Source organism: Falsiroseomonas frigidaquae, assembly GCF_012163145.1.
GTDB classification, from domain to species: Bacteria; Pseudomonadota; Alphaproteobacteria; order Acetobacterales; family Acetobacteraceae; genus Falsiroseomonas; species Falsiroseomonas frigidaquae.
Genome location: NZ_JAAVTX010000005.1, coordinates 401,949 through 427,455 on the forward strand (window position 1 = coordinate 401,949; position 25,507 = coordinate 427,455).

Genomic DNA, 25,507 nt, shown 5'->3' on the forward strand with positions numbered 1-25,507 from the left:
CTTCGCCCCATTCCAGCCACCGCCGGGGTGCTAATGTTTCCGGGTAAGGAGACTTCCGATGGTCAAGCTTCCTGCAGCGATCTTTGCCGGCGTGCTGGCGTTCGGCGCCCTTGCGTCGCAACCGGCGCTGGCCGATTGGCGGTACCGCGGCCACCACCACCATCGCTACCACTACCACAATAACGGCGCGGCCGTGCTGGGAGGCGCGCTACTGGGACTGGGGGTTGGAGCCGCATTGGGTGCGGCACTTGCCCCGCCCGCGGTGGTCTACGCGCCACCACCGGTCGTGTATTACCCGCCGCCGCCAGTCTACTGGGCTCCGGTGCAGCAGGCGCCGATCTATGCGGCCCCGCCGTCTGCCTATCACTACGCTCCGCCCGCGCCGGTGTATTCGCCACGTTCCTATGACGGCGGCTGGAAGTGACGAGGCGCTAGGCTTCGCTTTCCTCTTCCCCGTCTTCGTCATCCTCGTCGCGGCGAGGGTCAATGATGCGCCAATTGCGCTCTTCGGCATCGGTTGCCGGGCGCGCCGCGAATTCGGCCAGTTCATTTGCGCTGCGCCAGGCATCCTCGCCAGCGCCCTGCACCTCGGCATCCTCGCCGAAGGTACCCCAGGCCTCCATCACCGCGCGGGCATCCATCCCCTGTCCGCGGCAGATATCGACCGAATCCCGCACATAGCGCCGTGCAAATGCGTTGGCGTGGGCCACGGTGCCGAAGCCACGCACCACCTCCACAGGCTCCGACCCGTTGGCGCCTGACAGGTCCAGGATCCGGACCTCCAGCCCCTCGACCTGCCCGAGCACCTGACGGGCGAAGATCGGGTCCTCGTTCCCCTCATCATGGTCACTCATGCGATCAGCCCGGAAAAGCCGTTGGTCAAAGGGTAGCGCCGGTCGCGCCCGAAGGCGCGGGGCGTGATCTTCACCCCAGGCGGCGCCTGGCGGCGCTTGTACTCGGCACGATCCAGCATGCGCCAGATCCTCAACACCGTGGCGCGGTCATGCCCCTGGGCGACCAGCGTGTCCACATCCAGTTCCCGCTCCACAAGTCCCTCCAGGATCGCATCCAGCACCTCATAGGGTGGCAGAGTGTCCTGATCGGTCTGGTCGGGCTTGAGTTCCGCAGAGGGTGGCTTGGTTATCACGCGCTCCGGCATCACCGCCCCGCGCGGCCCGAGCGCATCCAGCGGAGTATGGTCGTTGCGCCAGCGCGAAAGGGCGAAGACCGTCATCTTCCAGACGTCCTTCAAGACTGAATAGCCACCGCACATGTCGCCATAGAGCGTCGCGTAGCCGGTGCTCATCTCCGACTTGTTGCCGGTGGTCAGCAGCATGTCGCCGAACTTGTTGGACAGTGCCATCAGCGTCACGCCGCGCAGACGAGACTGCAGGTTTTCCTCGGTGGTATCGGCTGGCAGGTTCCCGAAGGCGGGCGCCAGCATACCCTGCATCGCGGCCATGGCCGGCCCGATTGGGATGCTCTCGTAACGGATGCCCAGCAGCTTTGCGCAGCGCTCCGCATCATCCAGGCTGTCGCGGGAGGTGTAGGGCGAGGGCAGCATCACCGCCCGCACCCGGTCCGGCCCCAGCGCGTCGGCCGCGACCGCGGCCGACAGCGCACTGTCGATGCCGCCCGAAAGGCCCAGCACCACACCGGGAAAGCGGTTCTTGTTCACGTAGTCCCGCAGGCCGAGCATCATGGCGCGGTAGATCTGCTCCAGCGGCGGCATCGCTGGCGGCACCGGCTGTGGCGCGCAAACCCACCCCTGTGGCCCGCGCGACCAATCCGTGATCGCCAGCCTTTCCTCGAACATCGGCAGTTGCACCGCGAGGCTGCGGTCGCCATTCAGTACGAAGGAAGCGCCGTCGAAGACCAACTCATCCTGGCCGCAGATCTGGTTGAGGAAGACGAAGGGTAGCCCCGTCTCCACCACTCGGGAGACGGCAAGCTGCACCCGGGTGTCCTGCTTCGCCGCCTCGAAGGGGGACCCGTTGATGCTGATCAGCATCTCCGCGCCGCTTTCCAGCAGCGTCTCACTGACCGCGGGGAACCACCAATCCTCGCAGATCATCAGGCCGAGGCGCACGCCGCGGAAGGCCACCGGCCCCGGCGCCGGGCCGGCGATGAAGACGCGCTTGTCGTCGAACACGCCATAATTCGGCAGTTCGTGCTTCGCCCGTCGGGCCAGGATACGGCCGCCTTCCAGCACGAACAGCGCATTATGCAAGCGGCCACCGTCCCGCCAGGGACCACCGACAACGATGCCCGGCCCGCCATCCGCGGTCTCCGCCGCCAGCGCGTCGATCCGCTGCATGCAGGCCTCGACGAAGGCGGGCTTGAGCACGAGATCCTCCGGCGGATAGCCGGCGATGGAAAATTCGGGGGTCACCAGCAGGTCCGCGCCCGCGGCGGCGGCCTCGGCCCGCGCTTGGCGAATGCGCGCGGCATTGGCGTCGAGCGCGCCCTCATGCGGGTTGATCTGGGCGAGCGCGATGCGGAGCCGGTCTGTCATGATCCAGCGAACCTAGGGTCCGCCCCCCACAGGGTCAACGCGCGCGGGACGGGAACCGCATCACCGTCAGGATCATGCCTGCCGAAACCAAGCCGACGCCCAGAAAGCCGATCGGCCCGAGGGGCTCCCCGAGCAGCGGCCAAGCGGCCAGAGCCGCCATGCCCGGCACCAGGGCGGTAATTGTGGTGGTGGTCGGCGCGCCCAGCGCCGTCACGGCCCGGGTGAACAGCAGTCCTGCCAGGACAGTGGCGAAGATGCCCTGGTAGACAAGTTGGTAGAGCGCCGCACCTGCACTGACGGCACCTATGCTGGACGGCAACAGGAACCACCAGATCGGCAGGTAGATCGGCGCCGACCATAGGGCTATCGACAGCGTCGCCTGCATCGCGCCGATGCCCCAGAGTCGTATCAGCAGCGTGTACACCGCCCAGCAGCAGGACCCGCCGAGAAACAGCAGGTCGCCTCGCCAGGCTCCCGGATGGGCGCCAAGCGTGTCGCTGGCCAGTAGTCCGATTCCCGCAGCAACCACAGCCAGCGAGGCCACGCGCCGCCGGGTCCAGGCCTCTCCCAGAAAAGCGACGCCCAGCGCGGCCGTCAGGAACGGCAGGGTGCCCGGCAGCATCACGCCGCCATGGGCCGCAGGCGCAAGTGTAAAGCCGTGATAGGCGAGGATGGGAAAGCCAAAAGATGCCGCGCCGAGCAGCGCCACCAATCGCAGTGGCGGCAGCCTCGGCAGACCGAGCAGGGCCACCAGCGGCACTGCTGCCACGAAAGCTCCGGCATACCGAAGCGCCGCGACATCCCAAGGCGTCAGCGCTTGCTTGGCGGATAGACGGGAGGAGAGCAGAAATCCGGCCCAGACGAACAGCACTGCAAAGGCGCAGGCATAGCCAATCCGACGTTCCCGCGCCGCGGGGTTCGCGCCCGCTGCCGTGGCGGTAAGAGGAGGAGCTTCGCCGGACATCGCGTTCAGTCTAATGAAGAACGGACCGATTGCCCATTCAGCGAGGGAGCCCGTATGGCAGCGCCCGAACCCTTCCTGCCCGGCGACCTTCTGCCGGCCCTGTCCCTGCCGGACGCCAAGGGGGCGCTGTTCGACCTGCAGCACCAGTCGATCGCCGGCCTCTACCGCGTGCTGATCCTGGGAAACACGCCGGCGGCCGCGCAGATCATGCAGGCGGAGGAAGCGGCGCGCGAACGGCAGGCGCGGATCATCCTCGTCGCCGATGGCAAGACTGGCATCACGCGTGAGACCGAGGGACCGACGCGGCTCGTCGATGCGGACCGGAAGCTGTTCCTCGGCCTCGGGCTGCCGCAGGGTGGCGTGGCGGTGATCTCCCCGCGCGGCCGGCTCAGCTTCGCCCAGGCGGGCGACAACGCGCTGAAGGCAGCCCTGGCCGTTCTGCCCGAAACCAGGGCGCCGGTTATCCGGCGCAGCGGCGCGCCGGTGCTGCTGATCCCGGACGTGCTGGAGCCCGAAATGATCGCAGACATGCTGGCGCATTGGGAGCGTGGGGAGAAACTTCAGGGCCGAGTCGCAGCCGCAGGTGCCGATACCGGCCTCATCACAGACATCAAGCGCCGCACCGACGTCTTCCTGGACGACCGCACGCTATACGCCGCCTTTCAGCGGCGGCTGGAACGCCGGGTGCTGCCGGAGATGTGGCGGGCCTTCCGCTTCCGCGCCGCGAGCTTCGAGGCGCCACGCATCGGCTGCTATTCCGCCGAGACCGCTGGCGGCTTCGGCGCGCATCGCGACAACCGCACGCCATTCACGGCGCATCGGCGCTTCGCCATGAGCCTCAACCTGAACACCGGCACCTATGAAGGAGGCACGCTGCGGTTTCCGGAGTTCGGGCCCGACTCCTATGAACCCGCAGCCGGTGGCTGCGCCATCTTCTGCTGCGACCTGCTGCATGAGGCACTGCCCGTGACGGCCGGGCAGCGCTTCGCCATCTTCACCTTCTTTACCGATGCGGAAGGCGCGCTGCAGGAGCGCAAGCTGATTGCTGAAGCCGCTGCGCGCGGCCAGAAGGGCGTCGAACTGCGGTAGGTCAGCCCTGCCCGCGCCGCCGCGCCCCATTCCGCAGCAGGAACTCGCGGCCGACCTTTACCCGTGGCACGCCATCATAGGCGACGATGTCCGCGGTGGCGTAGGTCTCGCTCCAGGCTTCCGGAATGAAGGAACCGGTGCCGACCACATCGATGGGTGCCTTGGCCTCCGCCACCACGCGGCATTTGCCGACCCCAAAACCGGATGAAGCGACGATCCGCACCTTGGGGAAGCCCGCCTCGTCCAGCGCCTCCCGAACCCGCCAGATTGCGGCGGCGGAGACGCCGGTGCCCACCAGGTGCCGAAGCTCCGTCTCACTGCGATAGCGGCGCACGGCCTGCGGCGCATGGCGTTCCAGCACAGCATAGGATTCGCCGGGATCGAGCCCCTCAAGGAACCGCCCACCATGGGTGTCGAGGCGCACCGCCATCCTGCCGGCTGCCGCGAGTTCCGGGAAACGTTCGCAAACGCCGAGGCTGTCCGTGATCTCCCGCCCGAAGTAGTCGACCAGAACCGTCAGATCTTCGGCGGGGAAGGTCTCGTGGAACATCTCAGCCGCCCGGACAGTGGATCCGGCATACCCGATCAGGGCGTGCGGCATCGTGCCCCGGCCGCGCGCTGCGCCGAACCAATGCGCCGTCGCATCATTGGCATTCCCAATGAATCCTTTGGCCCCTTCCCGCTGCGCCGCCGCACTGCCGATGGCAGCGGCATAGGCCATCATTTCCTGCATCTCAGCCCCGGCGCAGTGCCGGGCGTCCATGGCAAGGAACGGGACCTGTGGCAGCTCGACGCACATCTGGTAGGCGTTGTGCGCCGCGACGCACGGCGCGCCGAGCTTCTGCAGCAGGATGGTCTCAAGATCCGCAAGCTGCGCGAATGGGCCGGACAGATAGAAGATCGGATCGCCTGCGCCGACCCAATCTCCCTCCCGATGCATCAGCTCCACGTCGAAGCGGGTGCCCCGACGTGCGGCGATGGCATCCAGCCAATCGGTGGCCAGGCGGGGTGCCGAGATGACCGGGCGACGCAGGAAGACAGCATAGGTCACCCGGCAATCGCCAAACTTCTCGACCACGACACGCGTGCGATTGAAGTAGCTGTCCGTCCATGCCGGCACGTCGTCCACCGCGGGAGGCAGGGGCCGCCCCGCGGGTGAGATGGCTGTCACTGCGCCGCCCGGGCCGGAAGCACCGCGCCGCCCGGGCGGCGCGCCTTCAGCTCCTCGGAAATCAGGAAGGCCAGTTCCAGCGACTGCTCGGCATTCAGCCGCGGGTCGCAGAAGGTGGCGTAGTTGGCCGCCAAGTCGGCTTCCGTCATCCGGTGCGCGCCGCCCAGGCATTCAGTCACGTTCTGGCCCGTCATCTCCACATGCACGCCGGCCGGGATGGTCCCCTCCGCGGCGTGGCAGTCGAAGAATCGACGGATCTCGGACAGGATGGAATCGAAGGGCCGCGTCTTGTAGGCCCCCGCCTTCACCGTATTGCCGTGCATCGGATCACAGAGCCAGACCACGTTGCGGCCGGCGCGCTTCACCGCCCCCAGCAGGCCAGGCAGCTTGCCCTCCACCTTGTCCGCGCCCATCCGGGCGATCAGGGTCAGGCGGCCCTTCTCGTTGGACGGATTCAGGATTTCGGTCAGGCGAACCAGCTCGTCAGCCTCCATGGAGGGGCCGACCTTCATGCCGATCGGATTGGCGATACCGCGCATGAACTCGACATGCGCGCCATCCGGCTGCCGCGTCCGGTCACCGATCCACAGGAAGTGCGCCGAACAGGCGAATTGCCGCCCCGGATGAGTGGAAGGCTGGCGGGTCAGCGCCTCCTCGAACGGCAGCAGCAGGGCTTCATGGGAGGTGTAGAATTCCGTCTCCCGCACCTGCGGCAGGTCGGACATGCCGCAGGCACCCATGAACCGCAGCGTCTCGTCGATCCGGTGCGCCAGGCCCTCATAACGATCAGCAAGCGGGCTGCGGGCGGCGAAGTCCAGGTTCCATCGATGAACCTCATGCAGGTCGGCGAAACCGCCGGTTGCGAAGGCGCGCAGCAGGTTCAGCGTTGCCGCCGACTGGAGATAGGCGAATTCCATGCGCGACGGATCCGGGACCCGCGCCTCGGCGGTGAAATCCGGGCCATTCACGATGTCGCCCCGGTAGGACGGCAGTGTGACACCGTCGATCGTCTCGCTGTCGCTGCTGCGCGGCTTGGCGAACTGCCCGGCCATGCGGCCCAGCTTCACCACCGGAAGCGCCGCTCCGAAGGTCAGCACCACCGCCATCTGCAGCAGCACCCGGAAGGTGTCCCGGATGGTGTTGGCATGGAACTCGGCGAAGCTCTCGGCACAGTCGCCCCCCTGGAGGACGAAGGCATGGCCATCACCCGCACGCGCCAGCTGGGCCTTCAGCCGATCCGCCTCACCCGCAAAAACCAGCGGCGGAAATCGACGGACCTTATCCTCGGTGGCCCGAAGTTGGGCCTGGTTGGGATAGTCCGGAACCTGCCGGATGGGCATTGCCCTCCAGCTGTCCGGGGTCCACGCGCGCGCAATCATTTTTGTCCGTGCTCCACTCCTGACCGCAACCTTAGCGCCCGGAGCGGGGATGTGAAACTCCAGCCTATTCAGCCGCCGCCTGCTGCGGCGGCTGAACGCCCGATTCCCTCGCCCGAGTGCGAAGCGTCACGAATTCCTCGGCCGCCGTGGGGTGGATGCCGATGGTGCGGTCGAAGTCGGCCTTGGTAGCGCCCATGCCGACGGCAATGCCGATCCCCTGCATGATCTCCGCCGCATCCTCCCCCAGCATGTGGGCGCCGAGGACCTTGTCCGTGCGCTGGCAAACAACAAGCTTCATCAGGGTCTTACGACCCTGGCGGCCACTGATGGTGTGGCGCATGGGGGTGAAGTGGGTGACGAAGATATCCACCGGTCCGCGCGCTGCGGCATCCTGCTCGGAGAGGCCAACGGTCGCGATCGGGGGGTTGGTGAAGACTGCCGTGGCGACATTGTCGTAGGAAGCCTTGCGAGGCTTGTTGCCGAACAGCGTGTCCGCCAGCGCGTGGCCGGTCGCCGTCGCCATCGGGGTCAGGTTGATCCGGTCGATCACATCGCCCAGGGCAAAGATGTTCGGCTGGCTGCTGCGATGTTCCTCGTCGACGACGATGGCACCCGCCGCGTTCATCTCCACGCCGGCCGCCTCCAGCCCCAGTCCAGCGGTATTAGGACTCCGGCCAGTACAGAAGAAAACGGCGTCCGTCTCACGAATGAAATTGCTGGACATGCCTACCAGCAGTTGGTTGTCCACGCGGGTAATTCGCGTCGGCGAGACGTCCGGGTTCAGCCGGATGCCCTGGGCGTCAAGTGCTGCCACCGCCGCGGTACGGATATCGTCGTCAAAGCCGCGCAATGGCAGGGCGGCGCGGTACATCACGTCCACTTCCGCGCCCAAGCCCCGAAGGATGCAGGCGAATTCCAGCGCGATATAGCCGGCCCCGATGACCACCACCCGCTTCGGGAGCGCCCCCAGGGTGAACAGGTCGTCCGAGATCAGCCCGAGCTCAGCTCCGGGGATATCCAGCCGCTGCGGCGTGCCGCCGGTCGCGACGAGGATGCGCTCGGCCGTCACCTTCCGGTCGCCCATCTGGATGGTATGGGCATCGACCAGGGTGGCGCGGGCGTCGAAGGTGGTCACGCCGTTGCCCTGCAGCAGCTTGCCGTAGATCCCGGACAGGCGCGCCACCTCGGCATCTCGCGCCTTCGCCAATTTGGCCCAGTCATGGCCGCGGACTTCGATGTCCCAGCCGAAGGCGGCACCGTCCTGCGCCCACTGGCCGTATTCCGTCGCGTTCACCATGATCTTCTTCGGCACGCAGCCGACATTGACGCAGGTGCCACCCCAGAACCGCTCCTCCGCCACGCCAACCCGGGCACCGTGCGCGGCTGAGACGCGCGCGCACCGGACGCCCGCGGATCCGCCGCCGATGACGAAGAGATCGAAGTCGTGGGCCATGGTCGTCAGGTTCCGATGCCGCCAAGGGCGAGATACTTGATCTCGAGATAATCATCGATTCCGTACTTGGAACCTTCCCGCCCCAATCCGCTTTCCTTCACCCCGCCAAACGGGGCGACCTCGGTGGAGATGATGCCCTCGTTGATCCCGATGATGCCGGCCTCGATCGCCTCAGCCACGCGGAAGATGCGGCCGATATCGCGGGAGTAGAAGTAGGCAGCCAACCCAAACTCGCTGTCATTGGCCAGCTTCACCGCCTCGTCTTCCGTCTTGAAACGGAACAGCGGCGCGACCGGGCCAAAGGTCTCTTCGCGGAAAACCTGTGCGTTATGTGGCACGTCGGCCAGGATTGTCGGCTGGAAGAAGTTGCCGCCGCGCTCATGGCGCTTGCCGCCTGTGACGATGCTGGCGCCCTTGGCGGTGGCGTCGGCGATATGCTCCTCCACCTTCTTCACCGCGTCCGCATTGATCAGTGGGCCCTGGGTGACACCCGGCTCCATGCCATCGCCGACCTTGAGACCCTCCACAGCAGCCTTCAGCTTCTGGGCGAAGGCATCGAAAACTCCGTCCTGGACCAGAATGCGGTTCGCACAGACGCAGGTCTGGCCGGTATTGCGGTACTTGGACGCCATGGTGCCCTGCACTGCCGCATCGAGGTCGGCGTCATCGAAGACGATGAAGGGCGCGTTGCCACCAAGCTCCATCGACGTCTTCTTGATGGTCGGCGCGCACTGCGCCAGCAGCTTCCGGCCGACCTCAGTGGAGCCGGTGAAGGACAGCTTCCTGACCATTGGATTCGATGTCAGCTCGCCGCCCGTCTCGCCAGCAGGACCGGTAATGACGTTGCACACGCCTGGCGGCATGCCCGCCCGCTCCGCCAGCACCGCCAAGGCCAGGGCGCTGAAGGGGGTCTGGGAGGCAGGACGGATCACGCCAGTGCAACCCGCGGCCCAGCCCGGACCAGCCTTGCGGGTGATCATGGCGGCGGGGAAATTCCACGGGGTGATCGCCGCGAAGACGCCAATCGGTTCCTTCAGCACCAGGATCCGGCGACCCTTTGCGTTCTGCGGGATGGTATCGCCGTAGATCCGCTTCGCTTCCTCGGCGAACCACTCGATGAAGGATGCCGCATAGGCGATCTCGCCCTTGCTCTCGGTGAGCGGCTTGCCCTGTTCCGCCGTCATGATGGCAGCCAGGTCATCCGTATTGGCCAGCATCAGGTCGTTGAGCTTGCGGAGGATGGCGGCGCGATCCTTGGCAAGCATGGCGCGCCATCCGCCAAAGGCCGCCTGCGCCGCCTCGATCGCCCGGCGGGTCTCGGCGGCGCCTAGTGCCGGCACCTCGCCAATCACCTCGCCATTGGCAGGGTTGCGGACGGCGATGGTCTTGCCGCTATCCGCCTGAATCCACTTGCCGCCAACGCAGTTTGCCTGCCGGAACAGGTCGGGGTCCTTCAGCGGCAGCTTGCCCGTGACGTCCAGCATGTCGGCTTTCCTTCCCTCGGTACCCGCCGAAGATAGAACTTCGGCGGACCGATGTCAGGGGCCGAGCAACTTCACTCGACCGTCACGCTCTTGGCCAGGTTGCGCGGCTGGTCCACATCCGTCCCCTTCAGCACCGCGACATGATAGGCCAGCACCTGCACCGGAATGGCGTGCAGGATCGGCGCGGCGAAGGGGTGCACCGTCGGCAACTCGATCACCCGTTCGGCGAAGCCACGCAAGGCCTTGGCGCCCACCGCATCCGTGAAGGCCATGATCCGCCCGCCGCGGGCCGCCGCTTCCTGGAGGTTCGACGCCGTCTTCTCGAACAGCGGCCCGCTGGGGCAAAGCGCAATCACGGGCACGGCCGTGTCGATCAGCGCAATGGGGCCGTGTTTCATCTCGCCGGCCGGGTAGCCCTCGGCATGGATGTAGGACAGTTCCTTCAGCTTCAGCGCGCCCTCCATGGCGATCGGCATCAGCGCGCCGCGGCCGAGGAACAGCACGTCCCGCGCCTTCGCCACTTCCGCCGCCATCGCGCGGATCTCCGCATCCTTCTCCAGGATCAGCGCGGCATGGCCAGGCACTTCGGTCAGCGTCGAGGCCAGCAGCCGCGCAGTCGCCTCATCCAGCGTGCCGCGGGCGCGGCCGAAGCCGATGGCCAGGCAAGCCAGCAGCGCAAGCTGCGCCGTGAAGGCCTTGGTCGAAGCCACGCCGATCTCGGGCCCCGCCACGGTCAGCAGCGCGCCGTCGCTTTCGCGCGCCATGCTGCTTTCCGGCACATTCACCACCGAGAGCACCTTCTGCCCGCCCTGCTGCAGCAGGCGGAGCGCCGCCATGGTGTCCGCCGTCTCACCGGATTGCGAGACCAGGATCGCCCCCCCCCCTTCGGCCAGCGGTGGCTCCCGATAACGTAGCTCGCTCGCGACATCGGCATCGACCGGGATACGGGCGAGCTGTTCGATCCAGTACCGCCCGACCTGCGCCGCCAGGAAGGCGCTGCCGCAGGCGGACATGGTCAGGCGTGGCACGGTGGCGGGATCGAAGGGCAGCGGTGGCAGAGCCACGGCACGGGTCGCGGGGTCCAGATACTGCTGCAGCGTGTCGCCGAGGACGGCTGGGTGCTCGTGCAGCTCCTTCTCCATGAAGTGCCGGAAATTGCCCTTGCCAACCGCGGCGCCGGAGACCGACGTCAGCCGGATGGCCCGCGCCACCGGTTGATCCGATGAATCATGGAAGACGGCGTCGCTGTCGGAGACGACGGCCCAGTCACCTTCTTCCAGATAAGCGATGCGGCGCGTCAGCGGCGCCAGGGCCAGCGCGTCGGAACCCACGAACATCTCGCCATCGCCGTAGCCGATTGCCAACGGCGCGCCTTGCCTGGCCGCGATCAGCATGCGTGGGTGGCCGGCGAACATCATGGCCAGGGCGAAAGCGCCATGCACGCGGCGCAGCGCCGCGGCCGCCGCCTGCGCCGGCGTCGCGCCCTGCTGCAGGTGCCAATCCACCAGCCGCGCGAAAGTCTCGGTATCCGTCTCCGTCTCGAATTCCTGGCCCTTCGCCTCCAGCTCCGCGCGCAGTTCCGCGTGGTTCTCGATGATGCCGTTATGCACCACGCTCACGCGCGGCGTGCCGTGCGGGTGCGCGTTGCGTTCCACCGGCGCGCCATGCGTTGCCCAGCGGGTGTGGCCGATGCCAGTCGTGCCGGACAGCGGCGTACGCTCCAGCACCTCCGCAAGGTTGATCAGCTTGCCTTCGGCCCGCCGCCGATCGATGTGGCCATTGACCAGCGTTGCCACGCCTGCGCTGTCATAGCCGCGATATTCCAGGCGTCGCAGCGCCTCCAGCAGGCGCGGCGCTGCCGCCTCGCGACCCACGACTCCGACAATGCCGCACATCAGGCCTTCACTCCCTTTCCGCGAAAGCCACGCCCAGCCTTATTCGCCTGCCGCCCGCGCGCGATGGCCATCGCATCGTCCGGCACATCCTCAGTGATCACGCTGCCGGCGGCGACCAGCGCTCGCGCGCCCACCCGCACCGGCGCCACAAGCGCCGTATCCGATCCGATGAAGGCGCCGGCGCCGATCTGGGTCCGGTGCTTGTTCACGCCGTCGTAATTGCAGGTGATGGTGCCGGCGCCGATATTCGCTCCGGCGCCAATCTCCGCGTCGCCGAGGTAGCTCAGATGGTTCGCCTTGGCGCCTTCTCCCAGCACCGCGGCCTTCAGTTCGACGAAATTGCCGACATGCGCGTGCCGTTCGACCCGCGTGCCAGGGCGCAGCCGGGCAAAGGGGCCGATCACGGCGCCGGACCGGACGACGCAGCCCTCCAGATGGCTGAAGGCGCGGATTTCCACCCCATCCTCCAACAGCACATCGGGGCCGAAGACCACGTTTGGACCTATGGTGACATCCTGCCCGAGCCGCGTGTCGAAGGCGAAGGTGACGCTTTCGGGTTGGATCAGCGTGGCGCCGGCTTCCATCGCTGCAAGTCGCAGACGGGCCTGCACCGCGGCCTCGGCGGCGGCAAGCTCGACCCGGCTGTTGATGCCGCGAAGCTCGGCCTCCGGCGCCTCGATCGCCACCACACGCTGACCCGCCTGCCGCGCCAGGGCGACGATGTCGGTCAGGTAGTACTCGCCCTTGGCGTTTTCGTTGCGGATCGCGCGCAGCCAGCCGAACAGGTCGGCGGCCGGCGCGCAGATCACCCCGGCATTGCACAACCCGACGGCGCGCTCCTCCGCCGTCGCGTCCGCCCATTCGACGACCCGCTCCACCTCCCCCGCCGCATTGGTCAGCACGCGGCCATAGCGCCCGGGCTCGGCGGGCCGCATGGCGACCAGCGCCAACCCCGCACTTCCGCGCGCCGCGGCCAGCCGGCGCAGGGTATCCGGCGTGATGAGCGGGTTGTCGGCGTAGAGCACCGCCACATCGCCGGCAAAATCCTCCAGCAGCGATGCTGCCTGGAGGGCCGCATGGCCAGTGCCCAGCCGCTCCGCCTGCACAACCACCGGATGTGGATCAGCTGCGCGCTGCAATTCAGGCATCTCCGGCCCGATCACGACCACGGCCCGGTCGAAGACCTCCGTCGCCGCGGACAGGATGTGTTGCAGCATCGGGCGGGCCGCGATCGGGTGCAGGGCCTTGGGAAGGCGGGACCGCATGCGGGTCCCGAGCCCGGCAGCGAGGATGACGGCGGCAATGTTCATGCCCCCCCGGTAATCCGACCTCGCATCGCGCCGCAAGGTGGCGCTGGTCACGTCCCGTTGCGCGGCGTAACGACGACGGCTTGCCGGTGCCGGCGCGCAGGCTTATCGGGGGCCATGCATCCGATCGCCGTCTTCGACCTCGATGGCACGCTGGTGGACAGCGCGCCAGACCTTCACGCCGCCCTGGATCGCCTGATGGCGACGCGGGACCTGCCCGGCTTCGCACGAGCGGAGGTGGTCGCAATGATAGGCGATGGCGCCAAGGTGCTGGTGGAACGGGCGCTGGCAGCGCGCGGCCTGCCCTTCGACCAGCCTGCGCTGGACCACTTTCTCGAAGACTACGGCGCGCATGCCGCAGTGGAGACCGCCCCCTTCGCCGGCATCCGGGATACGCTGGAGGCCCTGCTCCAGGACGGATGGCGCCTTGCCGTTTGCACCAACAAGCCGGTTGCGCCAGCGATCACGTTGTTGCGGGAACTCGGCCTGGCGGATGGCTTCGCCGCCATCGGCGGCGGTGACTCCTACCCGACCCGCAAGCCAGACCCCGCCCACCTGCTTGCCACCTTGCGCGATGCTGGTGGCAAGGCGGAGCGCGCGGTGATGATCGGCGACCATCACAACGACATGGCGGCGGCGAAGGGGGCCGGCGTACGCCCGATCTTCGCTGGATGGGGCTACGGACCCGTTGCCATGGCGGCGGGCGCGCCAATCGCCATTACTCCAGCCGAGTTGCCGGCGCTATTGGCGACGCTGCGCGACGGCTGAGGCCTCGGCCCGTAGCAGGACCGCCGTCGCGGTTCCGAACCAGCGGCTCGGCATCTCGATCCTCACCGGGATTGGCGGCGCGCCGGCAAAGGGTGCGGCAATCCAGGCCGTGCCGCGCTGTGGCGCAGCAGCCTGATCGCGAGGCTGGTCGCGCATGAAGCCAGCCACCAGCCGTCCCTCAAAGCTGCAGCGCAGCGCCTCGCCATGCCAGGCGGCGCGCCAGGGGCGGATCAACTCTCGTCCATAGGTCGAGATCGCGAAGTCACTCCGACGCCTTCCGTCGTAGACTGGCGCCTGTCCTTCGCAGGCACCACTCCCGGCCACGATGCGGGACAGCAGTGCCATCGCCGACAGCGCATCGATCGTGCCGCGCCGCACCTCGACCGGCACCGCTTCCCGCTCCTCGTCATTGGGGGGGACCAGCGCCTCGACAACCGGGTTCCCGCCCGACCAGCCTAGGACCACCAGCCGGTCCTTCCCCCGCCATACCCCCTGCGAGCGATAGCTGGACGGCAGCGCGCTGCCGCGGCCCCAGGACCCGGTTGCGCTGGCCACCTGCTCGCCTGAGATAAAGGCTGCAGCGACGCCTCGGGTCCGCATCCGGGTCTCGATACGGTAGCCGGCCTGGTTGATCTCGAAATCCGCCTCCATCTGCAGCACGGTCATGCCCGCGGCATAGACATCGTAGATGGCGCGAATGGATTCCGCCGCCGCGCCGCGCGGCACAAGCGTCAGGCCAAGCAGGCCAGCGAGGAACCAGGAGCAATGGCGCATGTCCGTCATATCGTCCGGGTGCTGCGCTTTCCAAGGACCCGGCGCCCCGCTTGACACACCCCGTCCCTGGCATTATCCCCCGCACCCCAGGATGGGCGCGTAGCTCAGCGGGAGAGCATCGCCTTCACACGGCGGGGGTCGTAGGTTCAATCCCTACCGCGCCCACCATCCTGGCTCTCATACAAGATCGTCGCGGAATGCCGGAGGGGCCGATGCCCCCCCGAACACTTCCGCTGCTCAGTTCGCCGGCGCGGCGGACGGAGAGTTGCCTTGCTCGGCAGGGCCACGTTCACCGGCACCGCGTTCACCGGCACCACGTTCGCCGGCACCCCGGTTGTGGTGCTGGCCGTGCCGCGGACCGCGATGGCGGGGACGGACCTCCTCCCGAGTCAGCGCACCATCGCTGTTCACGTCACGTGCGCGGAACATCGCTTCGGCGAAGGGCCGGATTTCCTCCAGATTCACCTTGCCGTCGCTGTTCGCGTCGAGAGCGCGGAACATACCCTGGCCATGACGCTCCATGCCGCGGCCGGCGCGGCGATCGGCAGCACCCGCCCTGCCGCGGCTGCCCATCTGGGTCTCCGCGAAGGCGCGCATCTCCTCAACGGTCACGCCGCCATCACGGTCGGCATCGACCTCCTGGAAACGCGCCTGGAGCCAGGCCCATCCCTCGTCGCGGCTGACGCGGCTGTCACCGTTCGAATCGGCGCGGGCGAAAGCCTCACCCATGGCGAAGCCGCGGCCCCCGTTGCCCGGCCCGGGGCCGGGCTGGGCGATGGCCGGCAGCGCACCCGCGACAACGGCCAGTGCGGCACCGGCGAGAATGGCGATCCTCATGGACTTCATCTTCATCTCCTTTGGCCGGCCCAACACCGGCGGCAGGAGAAAGATGGGGCGTGCCTGCAACAGGCGCGTGTCGAAGCGGGGGGCATCGCGTGAGGAAGCGTAACGCCCCGTAGCAAGCTCGATGAGACCGCGTGGCGGCTCAAATCAGCCGCGTTCGGGAGTTCCCGGTTCGCCTAAATCCCACCACAGGCCCGCAAAGCTGGCGATGCCCTCGCGCGCTGCCGAGATCAGCAGGTGCTCGTCAGGCCCGTGCTGCTTGCAGCCGTTGTAGCTGTGGGGAATCCAGACGAGCGGCACGCCGAGGTGGTCGACGAAAACATCGCCCGGCAGGCCGCCCGAACTGCTGGGGATGATCTGCACTCGCTTATTGAGCGTCCGTGCGACAGACGCCTGCGCCCAGCCCACCCAGGGATGATCGGGTGCCGTACGGCTGGCAGGCATCCGGATGAAGGCGTTCTCGATCCGCACATCCTCCAGCCGATGCGCATCCAGATGTGCCCGCAGCGCGGCCTCGAAGCGATCGGGCTCGGCATCAACCGTGTAGCGGATCTGGCAATGCGCCCGTGCATCCGGCGCCACGGCATTCACCGGATTCTCCGGCCGGCCGGACACCATGGCAAGGACGATGAAGCTGTTCCAGCCGTAGATCTTCTCGGCGGAGGTCAAGCCGGGTTCACCCCATTGCGGGTCGATCGTCGCGGCGCCGTCACCGCCACCAACTGGGCAGCCTTCGAGCACGGCCTTCACACGCGGCGGCACGCCCTGCCGCGGCAACCAGTCACGCACCAGGATCTTGCCGTCGCGATCCATGATGGTGGACAGGGCGTGAGCAAGAAGGATGGCCGGGTCCGTGGTCAGCCCACCCCAATGGCCCGAATGCACGCCACCCTCGCGCAACTTCACCACCAGGTCGAAATGGTAGGTACCGCGCGTGCCGGTGGCGATCGTCGGCACCTCCGGCTCCACCCGCGGCCCATCGGATGCAATCAATGCGTCTGCAGCAAGTTCCTTGGCATGCATGGCGATGAATTCCCGCAGGCCCCGCGAACCACGCTCCTCCGCCGTCTCGATCACCAGCTTCACATTGGCACCCAGCCGTCCGCCGCGCTCCGCCAGCACCGCTTCCAATGCGGCAAGATTGAGAGCGTGCTGCCCCTTGTTGTCGGCGGTGCCGCGGCCGTACCAGCGGCCGTCTTCCCGCGTCAGCTTCCAGGGCGAAAGCCCCGCGCGCCACTGATCCTCCAGGCCGCGGACCGTGTCGCCATGGCCATACAGCAGCACCGTGGGTCGCGCCGGATCCTCGATACGGATCGCGCTGAGAATGGGGCCAAACCCCGGCAGCGGGTTGGGCGATATCGACACTTCGAAGCCCAGCCGCTCCAGCCAAGGCTGCATCGCCTCCCCGAGATAGGCAGCCAGCGCCGGCGCGCCGGCTTCCTCCTGCGAGGTCGAAGGCACAGCGACCAGGTCGGAGAGCAACCGCTCGAAGCCGCCATCGTCGAAAAAAGCCATAGCGCGCCCGACAGCGCCCTCACGCGTGCTCATCTGCCCCACGATCCCCAATTCCCGTGCAGCGAAACATGGCGCAGCGCACACCGCCTGTCCAACCGGGGCGGATCGCGCTTCTATCGCGTGGAGGCTGGCGCGGTGCCGGAGCCGCCGGAGCCCGGCAGGCCGCCGCCCAGCGCCACCGCTGCGGCTATCGGCAGCAGGAAAGGCAGCGCCCCGGCAGCGAGGCCGGTTCCTGCGGCGGCACCCGCGGTCATCGGGAGAGAGGAGATTTCGACGGCAGAGGCAGCGGGCGACACCAGGGGCCGCAGGACCGCCGCGCCACGCGGCGGCACGACCACCGCCACATCCGCACCCACGACGAGGCTCTGCAGGGTCTGCGCCTGCACCCGGCCCGCGGGCAGCATCAGCATCTGCAAGGCCAGGATCAGGGCTAGGATGGCGCGCGGCATAAGGCCCTTGTAACCTCTCCCGCAATGCGACGTCGCCTCTATTCTGCGCCGGAAGATCAGCGCCCGAGCAGTTGGCGCGCGATGATCACCCGCATGATCTCGTTCGTGCCCTCCAGGATCCGGTGCACGCGCAGGTCCCGCACGATCTTCTCGATGCCATAGTCGGCCAGGTAGCCATAGCCGCCGAGAAGCTGCAGCGCCTCATCCGCCACGCGCGACCCGGTATCGGTGGCAAGGCGCTTCGCCATGGCGCAGAAGGCTGCCGCATCCGGCGCCCCAGTCTCCAGCTTGGCACAGGCCCGCCACAGCAGCGTGCGCGCGGCTTCGAGCTCCGTCGCCATGTCGGCCAGGCGGAACTGCGTCGCCTGGAAATCGACCACCGCCTTGCCGAAGGCCCGGCGGTCACGGGCGTAGGCGATGGCCGCATCCAGCGCCGCCTGAGCGCCGCCCAGGCTGCAGGCTCCAATGTTCAGCCGGCCACCGTCCAGCCCGCTCATCGCAATGCGGAAGCCCTCCCCTTCCGCCCCGAGCAACGCCTCCGCCGGCACCCGCGCCGCCTCGAAGATCACCTGGCGCGTCGGCTGGGCATTCCAGCCCATCTTTCGCTCGTTCGGGCCGAAGCTCAGGCCTGGCGTGTCCTTGGGCACAAGCAGGGCCGAGACCCCGCTTGCCCCTGGCACCCCGGTGCGGACCATCGTCAGGTACAGATCAGAGACGCCGGCGCCGCTGATGAACTGCTTGACGCCATCGAGGACATAGCCGGCGTTGTCCCGGACCCCACGCGTCGACAGCGCAGCCGCGTCGCTGCCGGCGCCGGGTTCGGTCAGGCAGTAGCTCGCGATCGTCTCCATCGGGATCAGCCGCGGCAGCCAAGCCTCGCGCTGGGCGGACGTGCCGTAGCGGTCCACCATCCAGGCGACCATGTTGTGGATGGACAGGAAGGCAGAGATGGTCGGGCAGCCCGTTGCCAGCGCCTCGAACACCACCGCCGCGTCGAGCCGCGTCAGCCCAGCGCCGCCGCTTTCCTCCCGCACATACAGCGCTGCCATGCCTAGGCCGGCTGCCTCGCGCAGCACATCGACCGGGAAGTGCCGGCGCGCGTCCCAGTCCAGCGCCTGGGGTGCCAGGCGTTCGCGCGCGAACGTCAGCGCGGTATCGCGCAGCGCAAGGGTTGCCTCGGGCAATTCGAAGCCTGCGGCCTCGTGGGACATCAGCCAATCCTCCCGCGGCGACTATAGGCGCGCCGAAATCTCCTGCCAGCGCTGCCGGACCTGCGCCAGGTTCCGCGCCTTGATCGGCCCGAAGCCCTTGATGCCGGCGGCCGCTTCGGCCAATTCGCAGATCGTCGCGTGGTTGTTCGGGTCGAGGCGCGGCAGCAGCGTCTCGATCATCCCGCGATACTCTTCGATCAGGGCGCGTTCCATGCGGCGTTCCCCGGTGTGTCCGAAGGGATCGAGGGGCGTGAAGCGCAGCGCCTTGCCATGGCGCAGCAGCCCCATCGCCTGCAGCATCCAGGGCCCGAAGCGACGCTTGCGCGGCAGGCCTGTCGCCGAATCGACGCGTGACAGCAGCGGCGGCGCCAGGTTCATTTCGACGCGCGGCGTGCCGGCGAAGGCGGAGGCCAGGCTGTCGCGCCATTCGGGCAGGCTGTGCAGGCGCGCAACCTCGTACTCATCCTTGAATGCCATGAGCCGGTGCAGCTGCACGGCCACGGCGGTGGCCAGGCGCTGCTCGCCGGGCAGCGCCATCTGCTCCGCCTGGCGCACCGTCGCCACGAAATCCGCGTAGCGCCGGGCGTAGCGGGCATTCTGATAGCCGGTCAGATCATCGACGCGGCGTGCAATCAGCACGTCCAGGCTCTCCGGCTGCGCCGGTTGCACACGTTGATCCGCCAAGGCCGCCTGCCGGCCGAGCGCGAAGGCCGCCAGGTTGCGATCCACCTGGGCGCCATTCAGCGTGATCGCCTGCCGCAAGGCGTCGGCGCTGATCGGCAACAGGCCGCGCTGGAAGGCCAACCCCATCAGCCAGATGTTGAGGAAGATTGCGTCGCCCAGCTCCGCCACAACCTCCGACGCTGCCGGCACCGCGACCAGATCGCGACAGACAGAAGCCAGGTTGGCCAGCATCGCCTCCGGCGCGTAGCGCGTGGAGGGATCCCGCACGAATTGCGCCGTGGGCGAGACATCCGCATTTACCACGGCAGCGGTACGCGCCGGTCCCAGCATCGGCCGCGCATTGCGCCCATGCGCCACCACCATGTCGGATGCGAGCAGCAGATCCGCCTGGCCAGCACCGATACGGGGGGCCGGAATGCTCGCCTCGTCCAGACCGACGGCCCCAACCCGCAACTGCACGAAAACCCCGCCACCCTTCTGCGCGAAGCCGAGCGTATCGACGGAGCGCGAGGGCCTGCCGTCCAGATGCGCCGCCATCGCCAGGATGGCTCCCAGCGCCGTCACGCCCTGCCCCCCGACGCCCGCCACCAGGATGTTCCAGGCGGTCCCGTCCACCAGCGCAGGCAGGACAGGGTCGGCAAGCTCGGCCTCCGGCACCGCCACGGGCCTGGGACGCGCCGGCTCGGCGCCGACCAGGGTGACGAAGGAGGGGCAGAAGGCCTCGACGCAGGACAGATCCTGGTTGCAGGCGGACTGGTCGATGCGGCGCTTGCGGCCCCATTCCGTCGCCAGCGGCTCCACCGCGATGCAGTTCGAGACGCGCGAGCATTCGCCGCAATCCTCGCAGACGCGCGGATTGATCATGGCGCGCCGCTCGGCCCGCGGCGCCGTGCCGCGCTTGCGCTTGCGGCGGCGTTCCGTGGCGCATTCCTGGTCGTAGATCAGGCCGCTGACGCCCGGATGCTCCCGCAGGCTGCGCTGCACCTGGTCCAGCGCGCTGCGGTGATGGAAACCCACCCCGGCGGGCAGCATCGGATCCCCGCGATGCCGGTCGGGGTCATCGGCCACGATCTCGATCCGCTCCACACCCTCCGCGCGAAGCTGGGCGGCGATGCGGGGCACGGTGAACTCGCCTTCCACATGCTGCCCACCGGTCATGGCGACGGCCGAATTCACCAGTACCTTGAAGGTGATGTTGGCGCGGGCCGCCACCGCCGCGCGCAGCGCCAGGCTGCCGGAATGGGCCCAGGTGCCGTCGCCGATATTGGCGTAGATGTGCGGCGTGTCGGTGAAGGCCATCTGGCCCAGCCAGGGCACGCCTTCCCCGCCCATTTGCGTAAAGGGCAGGCTCTCCCGCTCCGGCATCTTGGTGACCAGCCAGTGGCAGCCGATGCCGGCCAGCGCGCGCGAGCCTTCGGGAACGCGGGTGGAGGTGTTGTGCGGGCAGCCGGGACAGAAGAAGGGATCGCGCGCCGCCAGCGGTTCCGCCGCCAGGCCGTCCAGCTCCTGCAATTCCCGCAGCCGGGCGGCCAGCGCCTCCGTCCGCAGTGCCTCGGGCAGCAGGGGCGCGAGCGCGCGCAGGATCTGCCCACCATCCAGCTCCGCCAGATCCGACAGCAGGGGCGCGCCGGCCGCGTCCCGCTTGCCCAGGATACGCGGCGGCTGCGTGGTACCATACAGCGCATCGCGCAGCTGCGTCTCGAGGAAGGCGCGGCGGTCCTCCACCACCAGGATCTCCTTCAGACCCCGGGCGAAGCTGCGCGCAGCCTCGGCATCCAGCGGCCAGGCCAGGCCCACCTTCCAGATCCGCAGCCCGTGCCGGCGCGCCATCTCCGGCGTGATGCCGCATTCGGCGAGCACCTGGCGCAATGTCGCGAAGGCCTTGCCGCGCACCGCGATGCCCAGCCGCGCCTGCGGGCTGTCCATCACGATGCGGTCGAAGCCATTGGCGCGCGCGAAGGCCAGCACGGCCGGCAGCTTGTACTGGCGCAGCCGCCGTTCCTGGGCCAGGGCGGCATCCGGCAGGCGGATGGACAGGCCATCCGGCGGCAGGACCACATCCTCCGGCAGCCTCGTCGCATAGCGCGCCAGGTCGATGCGCAGCGTCTGGCTGGCATCCATGGTCTCGGCCACGCATTTCAACCCGGTCCAGGTGCCGGCGAAGCGTGACAGTGCGATGCCCTTCAGGCCGAATTCCAGCACCTCCGCGACCTCACCCGGGTCGAGCAGCGGGATTTCGAGGTCCTGGAAACTGAACTCGCAGCCGGAGGTGACAGTGGAGGATTTCGCGGACGGGTCGTCGCCGGACAGCGCCAGGACGCCGCCCCGCGGGGCGCTGCCGGCAGAATTGGCATGGCGCAGAACGTCCCCACTGCGGTCCAGCCCCGGCCCCTTGCCGTACCAGATCCCGAACACGCCATCGTACCGCGCGCCGGGCGAGAGGCCGAGCTGCTGCGATCCCCAGATGGCGGTCGCCGCCAGATCCTCGTTCAGACCGGGCTGGAAGACGATGTGCGAGTCCTTCAGTCGCGCCGACTGCCGGGCCAGCTCCAGATCGTAGCCGCCGAGTGGCGAGCCGCGGTAGCCGCTGATGAAGCCTGCGGTGTTCCAGCCGAGCGCCTGGTCGATCTCCCGCCGCAGCAGCGGCAGGCGGACCAGCGCCTGGATACCGGTGAGCACCACAGGCTCCCCGGCCAGGTTCCAGCGATCCTCCAGGCTGGCTTCAGGGCGCTTCAGGCTGCCCATGCGAACTCTCCCGCTGCAGGTTTCAGACCTTGGAAAGGATGCCCCCGTTGCACAAGGGATCTTTTCCGAATTCTGTTGTGCAGCGCCGAAGAATCAGCAGAAACTACCGCCATGGACGCGATCGACAGACGGATCCTCCGGGCGCTGGCGCGCAAGGGGAGGCTGACCAACGCCGAACTGGCCGAGGAAGTCGGGCTTTCAGCCTCCCCCTGCTGGACGCGCGTGCGCCGCATGGAGCAGGCCGGAGTCATCAAGGGCTACGCGGCCATCCTCGACCAGGCCGCGCTCGGCCTGCCTGACACCGTGTTTATCGAGGTGATGATGGAGCGGCACGACGAGGACAGCCTGCGCCGCTTCGAGGAGGCGGTGCAGGCCATTCCGGAAGTGCTGGAGTGCCATCTGGTAACGGGCGAGTACGACTACATGATCAAGGCGGCGGTGGGCGGCACGCTTGGCTACGAACGCCTGCTGCGCGACCGCCTTTACCGCCTGCCCGGCATCCGCCACACGCGGAGCAGCTTCGCGCTGCGCCGCCTGAAGCAGGAACTTTCCCCGGTGCCTGGATAAAACAGGCTCAGTGGCGGGCGGCGTCCTTCGCGTCAAAATGCTGCTTGACCTGCAGCAGCGCGAACAGCACCCCGAAGGCGAACAGGGCGAGCCCGAAGACGGACAGGCTGGTTTCCTGCGCAGCCGCTGCCGCGGCAAGGCCGATGAGGGAGATGATGGCCGAGAGGGCGATGAAGTAGATCATTGCGGCAAGTCCTTCTTTGGCAGGTCGTCGAACAGGATGCGGGAAGCGGCGCCGTCGAGGTCATCGTACTGGCGTGCCCGCAGGGTCCACAGGAACAGCGCTAAGCCAAGAAGGCCAAGCAGCAGCGCCATCGGCACCAGCAGGATCAGGGCATTCATCAGGCAACCTCCTTCCCGGCGCGCAACGCGTTCAGGATGACAATGATCGAACTGCTGGCCATCACCAGCGCCGCAATCAGGGGCGTGACAAAGCCGAACACCGCAGCCGGCACCGCGACCACGTTGTAGATCAGGCTGAAGCCGATGTTCTGGAGCGCCAATTTCTGCGCCCGCCTTGCCACGGTGATCGCGTATGGCAGAGCCGCGAGGCCGTTGCCCCGCAGCACGATGTCAGAGGCCGCCTGGGCAATGTCCGTGCCATTGGCCGGGCTGGCCGACACATGCGCCATGGCGAGTGCCGCCGCATCGTTGATGCCGTCGCCGATCATCAGCGGCTTCGCTCCTGCGGCGAGCAGTGCGCCAATCCGCTTTGCCTTGTCGGCGGGTGTCGCACGTGCCTGCCAGGGGCCGATGCCGGTAGCCAGGGCCGCAGCCTCGACCGCCGAGATGGCGTCACCTGACAGAAGCTCCGTCTCCAGCCCCTTGTCCTGCAGCGCCGCGACCACCTCGGCCGCATCTGCACGCAGACGGTCGCTGAACCGAAACACGACAGGTTCCTGGCCGTGCTGGCGGAGGTACAGGCTCATTCCGGAATCGGCCGCCTCCGTGACGCCACAGAACGCCGCGCTGCCCAGCAGCAGGTCGCCCCGCTGCAGGCCATATCCCGGCACCTCAATGACGGAGTCCAGTGCAGGCGCATCCGGGCAGGCTCGGACCAGGGCCTGGGACAACGGGTGCCGGCTGGCGCGCGCCAGGGAGGCTGCGAGCCGCAGCGCCTCTGGCGTCACCGCCTCATCCGGCAGCAGTTCCGGATGCCCCTCGGACAGGGTGCCCGTCTTGTCGAGCACGGCGTGGTTGGCACTCGCCAGGCGCTCCAGCGCGGTGGGCGATGCCACAAGAACACCGCGGCGGAACAGCGCACCCACGGCGGCTACCTGGACGGCCGGCACCGCGATCGCCAGTCCGCAGGGGCAGGTCACGATCAGCGCGGCAACCGCAGGCACCAGCGCCTGCTGCCACGTCACCCCAACGCCGAGCCACCAGCCAAGGAAGGTCGCGGCAGCAACCACGTGCACGATCGGGACGTAGTAGCGCGCCGCACGATCCGCGATGGATACGAAGCGTCCGCGCCCCTGCTCCGCCCGCTCAAGCAAGCGCCCCAGTGCAGCCAGGGAGCCATCCCGCACTGCCGCCGACACGCGCATGCGGAAGCTCGGCCCCATATTCACCGACCCGGCTGCCAGCGGCTCCCCGGCTGGAACCTGCCTGGGCACCGATTCACCGGTGGTCGCGCCGAGGTCGAGGACGACGTCCTCCGCGGCGACGCCATCCAGCCGCAGCCGGTCGCCCGAGGCGATCAGCACCAGGTCGCCGGCGCGGATACTCTCGGCGGGAACGGACCGCGTCGTTCCGTCTGCGCAGATCAGCGCAACCGAGCCGTCCTGCAGCGCAAGCAGTTCCGCCACCGCCTGCCTTGCACGCCGCCGCATGCGACGGTCCAGCACGCGGCCCGCCAACAGAAGGGCCAGCAGCGCGGTGGCGCTGTCGAACCAGGTGTAGGGGCCGTTGCGGAAGGCCTCGCTCAGGCTCATCGCCGTGGTGGCGATCACGCCGAGCGAGACGGCAAGATCCATGTTGGCACGACCAGCGCGCAACGCCTGCCAAGCGGACCGGTAGAACGGCATGCCACCCACCAGCACGGTCGGCAGCCCGATCAGGGCGGCGAGCCAATGCATCAGCGCGCGCGTCTGTTCGCCCATGTCGCCGCCGACCCAGACGGCGACGGATACGAGCATCACGTTCATGGATCCGAAGGCCGCAATGCCCAGTGCTCGCAACAGAGCCTGGCCCTCCGCGTCCTCGTTGGCGCGTAGGCAGGCCGGGGACCAGGGCGCGACGCGGAAGCCCAGCTTGGCAACCAGCGCTGCCAAGTCGCGGGCCCTCTCGGCACCTCCGCGCCAGACGATGGTCAACCTGCGGGCGGAGAGGCTTGCGCGGGCACGCTGCACGTCCGGCTCGGCTGCCAAAGCCTGTTCGACCAGCCAGACGCAGGCACCACAGGTCAGGCCGCTGACCATCAATTCGAGCCGGTGCATGCCCTCCGCATCCGGAACAGCCATGGCGGCGGCGTCGAAGCTCGGCGGCGCCTCGGGCGGCCGCAAGGTGCCGGCCGCAGTCTCCTGCCGCCGGTAAAAGGCATCCAGACCCAGCCCGCGCACCAATGCGTGCGCGCCGCTGCAACCGGTACAGCAGAAAGCGCCCTGTCCCGGCGCAAGCGTCGTGCCGCAATGGGCGCAGTGTCCGCGGGAGAGGTTGATCTGGTCCGGCACGAATCGCTCCCGCAGCGCCGGC

General features: G+C 68.2%; 22 protein-coding genes and 1 tRNA gene. 5 read left to right on the forward strand and 18 right to left on the reverse strand.

Annotated elements, in window-relative coordinates; translation table 11 throughout:
- Positions 1-58 precede the first annotated feature (58 nt).
- Positions 59-424, forward strand: coding sequence for a hypothetical protein (locus tag HB662_RS18210; protein WP_209443392.1), 366 nt, complete (start codon positions 59-61; stop codon positions 422-424).
- Positions 425-431: 7 nt separating this feature from the next.
- Here HB662_RS18210 and HB662_RS18215 read toward each other — a convergent pair whose 3' ends face one another.
- The 3 genes from HB662_RS18215 to HB662_RS18225 are packed head-to-tail and all read right to left on the reverse strand — an operon-like array spanning position 432 to position 3,479.
- Positions 432-854, reverse strand: coding sequence for a hypothetical protein (locus HB662_RS18215; RefSeq protein ID WP_245185715.1), 423 nt, complete (start codon positions 852-854; stop codon positions 432-434).
- Positions 851-2,515 (reverse strand): NAD+ synthase, encoded by a 1,665-nt coding sequence (locus HB662_RS18220; RefSeq protein WP_168051283.1) that lies wholly within the window; start codon positions 2,513-2,515, stop codon positions 851-853. Before HB662_RS18220 ends, HB662_RS18215 begins: the two co-directional genes overlap by 4 nt.
- A 34-nt stretch (positions 2,516-2,549) precedes the next feature.
- Positions 2,550-3,479 carry a DMT family transporter gene (locus HB662_RS18225; protein WP_168051285.1) on the reverse strand — a complete coding sequence of 310 codons (930 nt, stop codon included), beginning with the start codon at positions 3,477-3,479 and terminating at the stop codon, positions 2,550-2,552.
- A gap of 54 nt (positions 3,480-3,533) precedes the next feature.
- On the opposite strand from HB662_RS18225, the gene HB662_RS18230 reads away from it, so the two are divergent.
- A complete protein-coding gene (locus tag HB662_RS18230; RefSeq protein WP_168051287.1) occupies positions 3,534-4,568 on the forward strand; it encodes a 2OG-Fe(II) oxygenase family protein in 1,035 nt (344 codons plus the stop codon).
- A 1-nt stretch (position 4,569) separates the two neighbouring features.
- On the opposite strand, the gene HB662_RS18235 is transcribed toward HB662_RS18230, so the two are convergent.
- From HB662_RS18235 to glmU, 6 genes are all read right to left on the reverse strand, one after another.
- On the reverse strand, positions 4,570-5,730 hold the full coding sequence (locus HB662_RS18235) for a beta/alpha barrel domain-containing protein (RefSeq protein ID WP_171970260.1): 1,161 nt from the start codon (positions 5,728-5,730) through the stop codon (positions 4,570-4,572).
- 5 nt (positions 5,731-5,735) lie between these two features.
- Positions 5,736-7,118 (reverse strand): class II 3-deoxy-7-phosphoheptulonate synthase, encoded by a 1,383-nt coding sequence (locus HB662_RS18240; protein ID WP_168051291.1) that lies wholly within the window; start codon positions 7,116-7,118, stop codon positions 5,736-5,738.
- A gap of 64 nt (positions 7,119-7,182) precedes the next feature.
- Positions 7,183-8,571 carry a glutathione-disulfide reductase gene (gene gorA, locus HB662_RS18245; RefSeq protein ID WP_168051293.1) on the reverse strand — a complete coding sequence of 463 codons (1,389 nt, stop codon included), beginning with the start codon at positions 8,569-8,571 and terminating at the stop codon, positions 7,183-7,185.
- A gap of 5 nt (positions 8,572-8,576) precedes the next feature.
- Entirely contained in the window at positions 8,577-10,055 is a 1,479-nt protein-coding gene (gene gabD, locus HB662_RS18250; protein ID WP_168051295.1) for an NADP-dependent succinate-semialdehyde dehydrogenase, read from the reverse strand.
- A gap of 71 nt (positions 10,056-10,126) precedes the next feature.
- Positions 10,127-11,950, reverse strand: a complete 1,824-nt coding sequence (glmS, locus tag HB662_RS18255; RefSeq protein WP_168051297.1) for a glutamine--fructose-6-phosphate transaminase (isomerizing) — start codon at positions 11,948-11,950, stop codon at positions 10,127-10,129.
- Positions 11,950-13,260: a bifunctional UDP-N-acetylglucosamine diphosphorylase/glucosamine-1-phosphate N-acetyltransferase GlmU gene (gene glmU / locus HB662_RS18260; RefSeq protein ID WP_168051299.1), complete on the reverse strand. Its 1,311-nt coding sequence runs from the start codon at positions 13,258-13,260 to the stop codon at positions 11,950-11,952. The genes glmS and glmU overlap by 1 nt, the downstream gene beginning before the upstream one ends.
- A 114-nt stretch (positions 13,261-13,374) precedes the next feature.
- On the opposite strand from glmU, the gene HB662_RS18265 reads away from it, so the two are divergent.
- Positions 13,375-14,025 (forward strand): HAD-IA family hydrolase, encoded by a 651-nt coding sequence (locus HB662_RS18265; protein ID WP_168051301.1) that lies wholly within the window; start codon positions 13,375-13,377, stop codon positions 14,023-14,025.
- Here the strand turns inward: HB662_RS18265 and HB662_RS18270 are convergent.
- Complete coding sequence (locus tag HB662_RS18270; RefSeq protein WP_168051303.1) at positions 13,999-14,808, reverse strand: DUF3108 domain-containing protein; 810 nt, start codon at positions 14,806-14,808, stop codon at positions 13,999-14,001. The genes HB662_RS18265 and HB662_RS18270 overlap by 27 nt on opposite strands.
- A gap of 84 nt (positions 14,809-14,892) precedes the next feature.
- Between HB662_RS18270 and HB662_RS18275 the strand changes: the two genes are divergently transcribed.
- Positions 14,893-14,967, forward strand: a tRNA-Val gene (locus tag HB662_RS18275).
- A 69-nt stretch (positions 14,968-15,036) separates the two neighbouring features.
- Here the strand turns inward: HB662_RS18275 and HB662_RS18280 are convergent.
- The 5 genes from HB662_RS18280 to HB662_RS18300 form a co-directional block, all read right to left on the reverse strand.
- The gene (locus HB662_RS18280; RefSeq protein ID WP_168051305.1) at positions 15,037-15,705 is read right to left on the reverse strand and encodes an EF-hand domain-containing protein; all 669 of its coding nucleotides are present in this window, start codon (positions 15,703-15,705) and stop codon (positions 15,037-15,039) included.
- 84 nt (positions 15,706-15,789) lie between these two features.
- The gene (locus tag HB662_RS18285) at positions 15,790-17,190 is read right to left on the reverse strand and encodes a M20/M25/M40 family metallo-hydrolase (RefSeq protein WP_168051307.1); all 1,401 of its coding nucleotides are present in this window, start codon (positions 17,188-17,190) and stop codon (positions 15,790-15,792) included.
- A gap of 80 nt (positions 17,191-17,270) precedes the next feature.
- Positions 17,271-17,606 (reverse strand): hypothetical protein, encoded by a 336-nt coding sequence (locus HB662_RS18290; protein ID WP_168051309.1) that lies wholly within the window; start codon positions 17,604-17,606, stop codon positions 17,271-17,273.
- A gap of 56 nt (positions 17,607-17,662) precedes the next feature.
- A complete protein-coding gene (locus HB662_RS18295) occupies positions 17,663-18,817 on the reverse strand; it encodes an acyl-CoA dehydrogenase family protein (RefSeq protein WP_168051311.1) in 1,155 nt (384 codons plus the stop codon).
- Positions 18,818-18,838: 21 nt separating this feature from the next.
- Entirely contained in the window at positions 18,839-22,246 is a 3,408-nt protein-coding gene (locus HB662_RS18300; protein WP_168051313.1) for an indolepyruvate ferredoxin oxidoreductase family protein, read from the reverse strand.
- A 111-nt stretch (positions 22,247-22,357) separates the two neighbouring features.
- Here HB662_RS18300 and HB662_RS18305 point away from each other — a divergent pair, with 111 nt between their 5' ends.
- Positions 22,358-22,813, forward strand: a complete 456-nt coding sequence (locus HB662_RS18305) for an Lrp/AsnC family transcriptional regulator (protein ID WP_168051315.1) — start codon at positions 22,358-22,360, stop codon at positions 22,811-22,813.
- A gap of 7 nt (positions 22,814-22,820) precedes the next feature.
- Here the strand turns inward: HB662_RS18305 and HB662_RS18310 are convergent, their stop codons facing one another.
- Genes HB662_RS18310 through HB662_RS18320 form a run of 3 tightly spaced genes read right to left on the reverse strand, consistent with a single transcriptional unit; the run spans position 22,821 to position 25,485 of the window.
- Entirely contained in the window at positions 22,821-22,997 is a 177-nt protein-coding gene (locus HB662_RS18310; RefSeq protein ID WP_168051317.1) for a hypothetical protein, read from the reverse strand.
- Entirely contained in the window at positions 22,994-23,155 is a 162-nt protein-coding gene (ccoS, locus tag HB662_RS18315) for a cbb3-type cytochrome oxidase assembly protein CcoS (protein ID WP_168051319.1), read from the reverse strand. Before ccoS ends, HB662_RS18310 begins: the two co-directional genes overlap by 4 nt.
- The gene (locus HB662_RS18320; RefSeq protein WP_168051321.1) at positions 23,155-25,485 is read right to left on the reverse strand and encodes a heavy metal translocating P-type ATPase; all 2,331 of its coding nucleotides are present in this window, start codon (positions 25,483-25,485) and stop codon (positions 23,155-23,157) included. Before HB662_RS18320 ends, ccoS begins: the two co-directional genes overlap by 1 nt.
- Between the last annotated feature and the right edge of the window lie 22 nt (positions 25,486-25,507).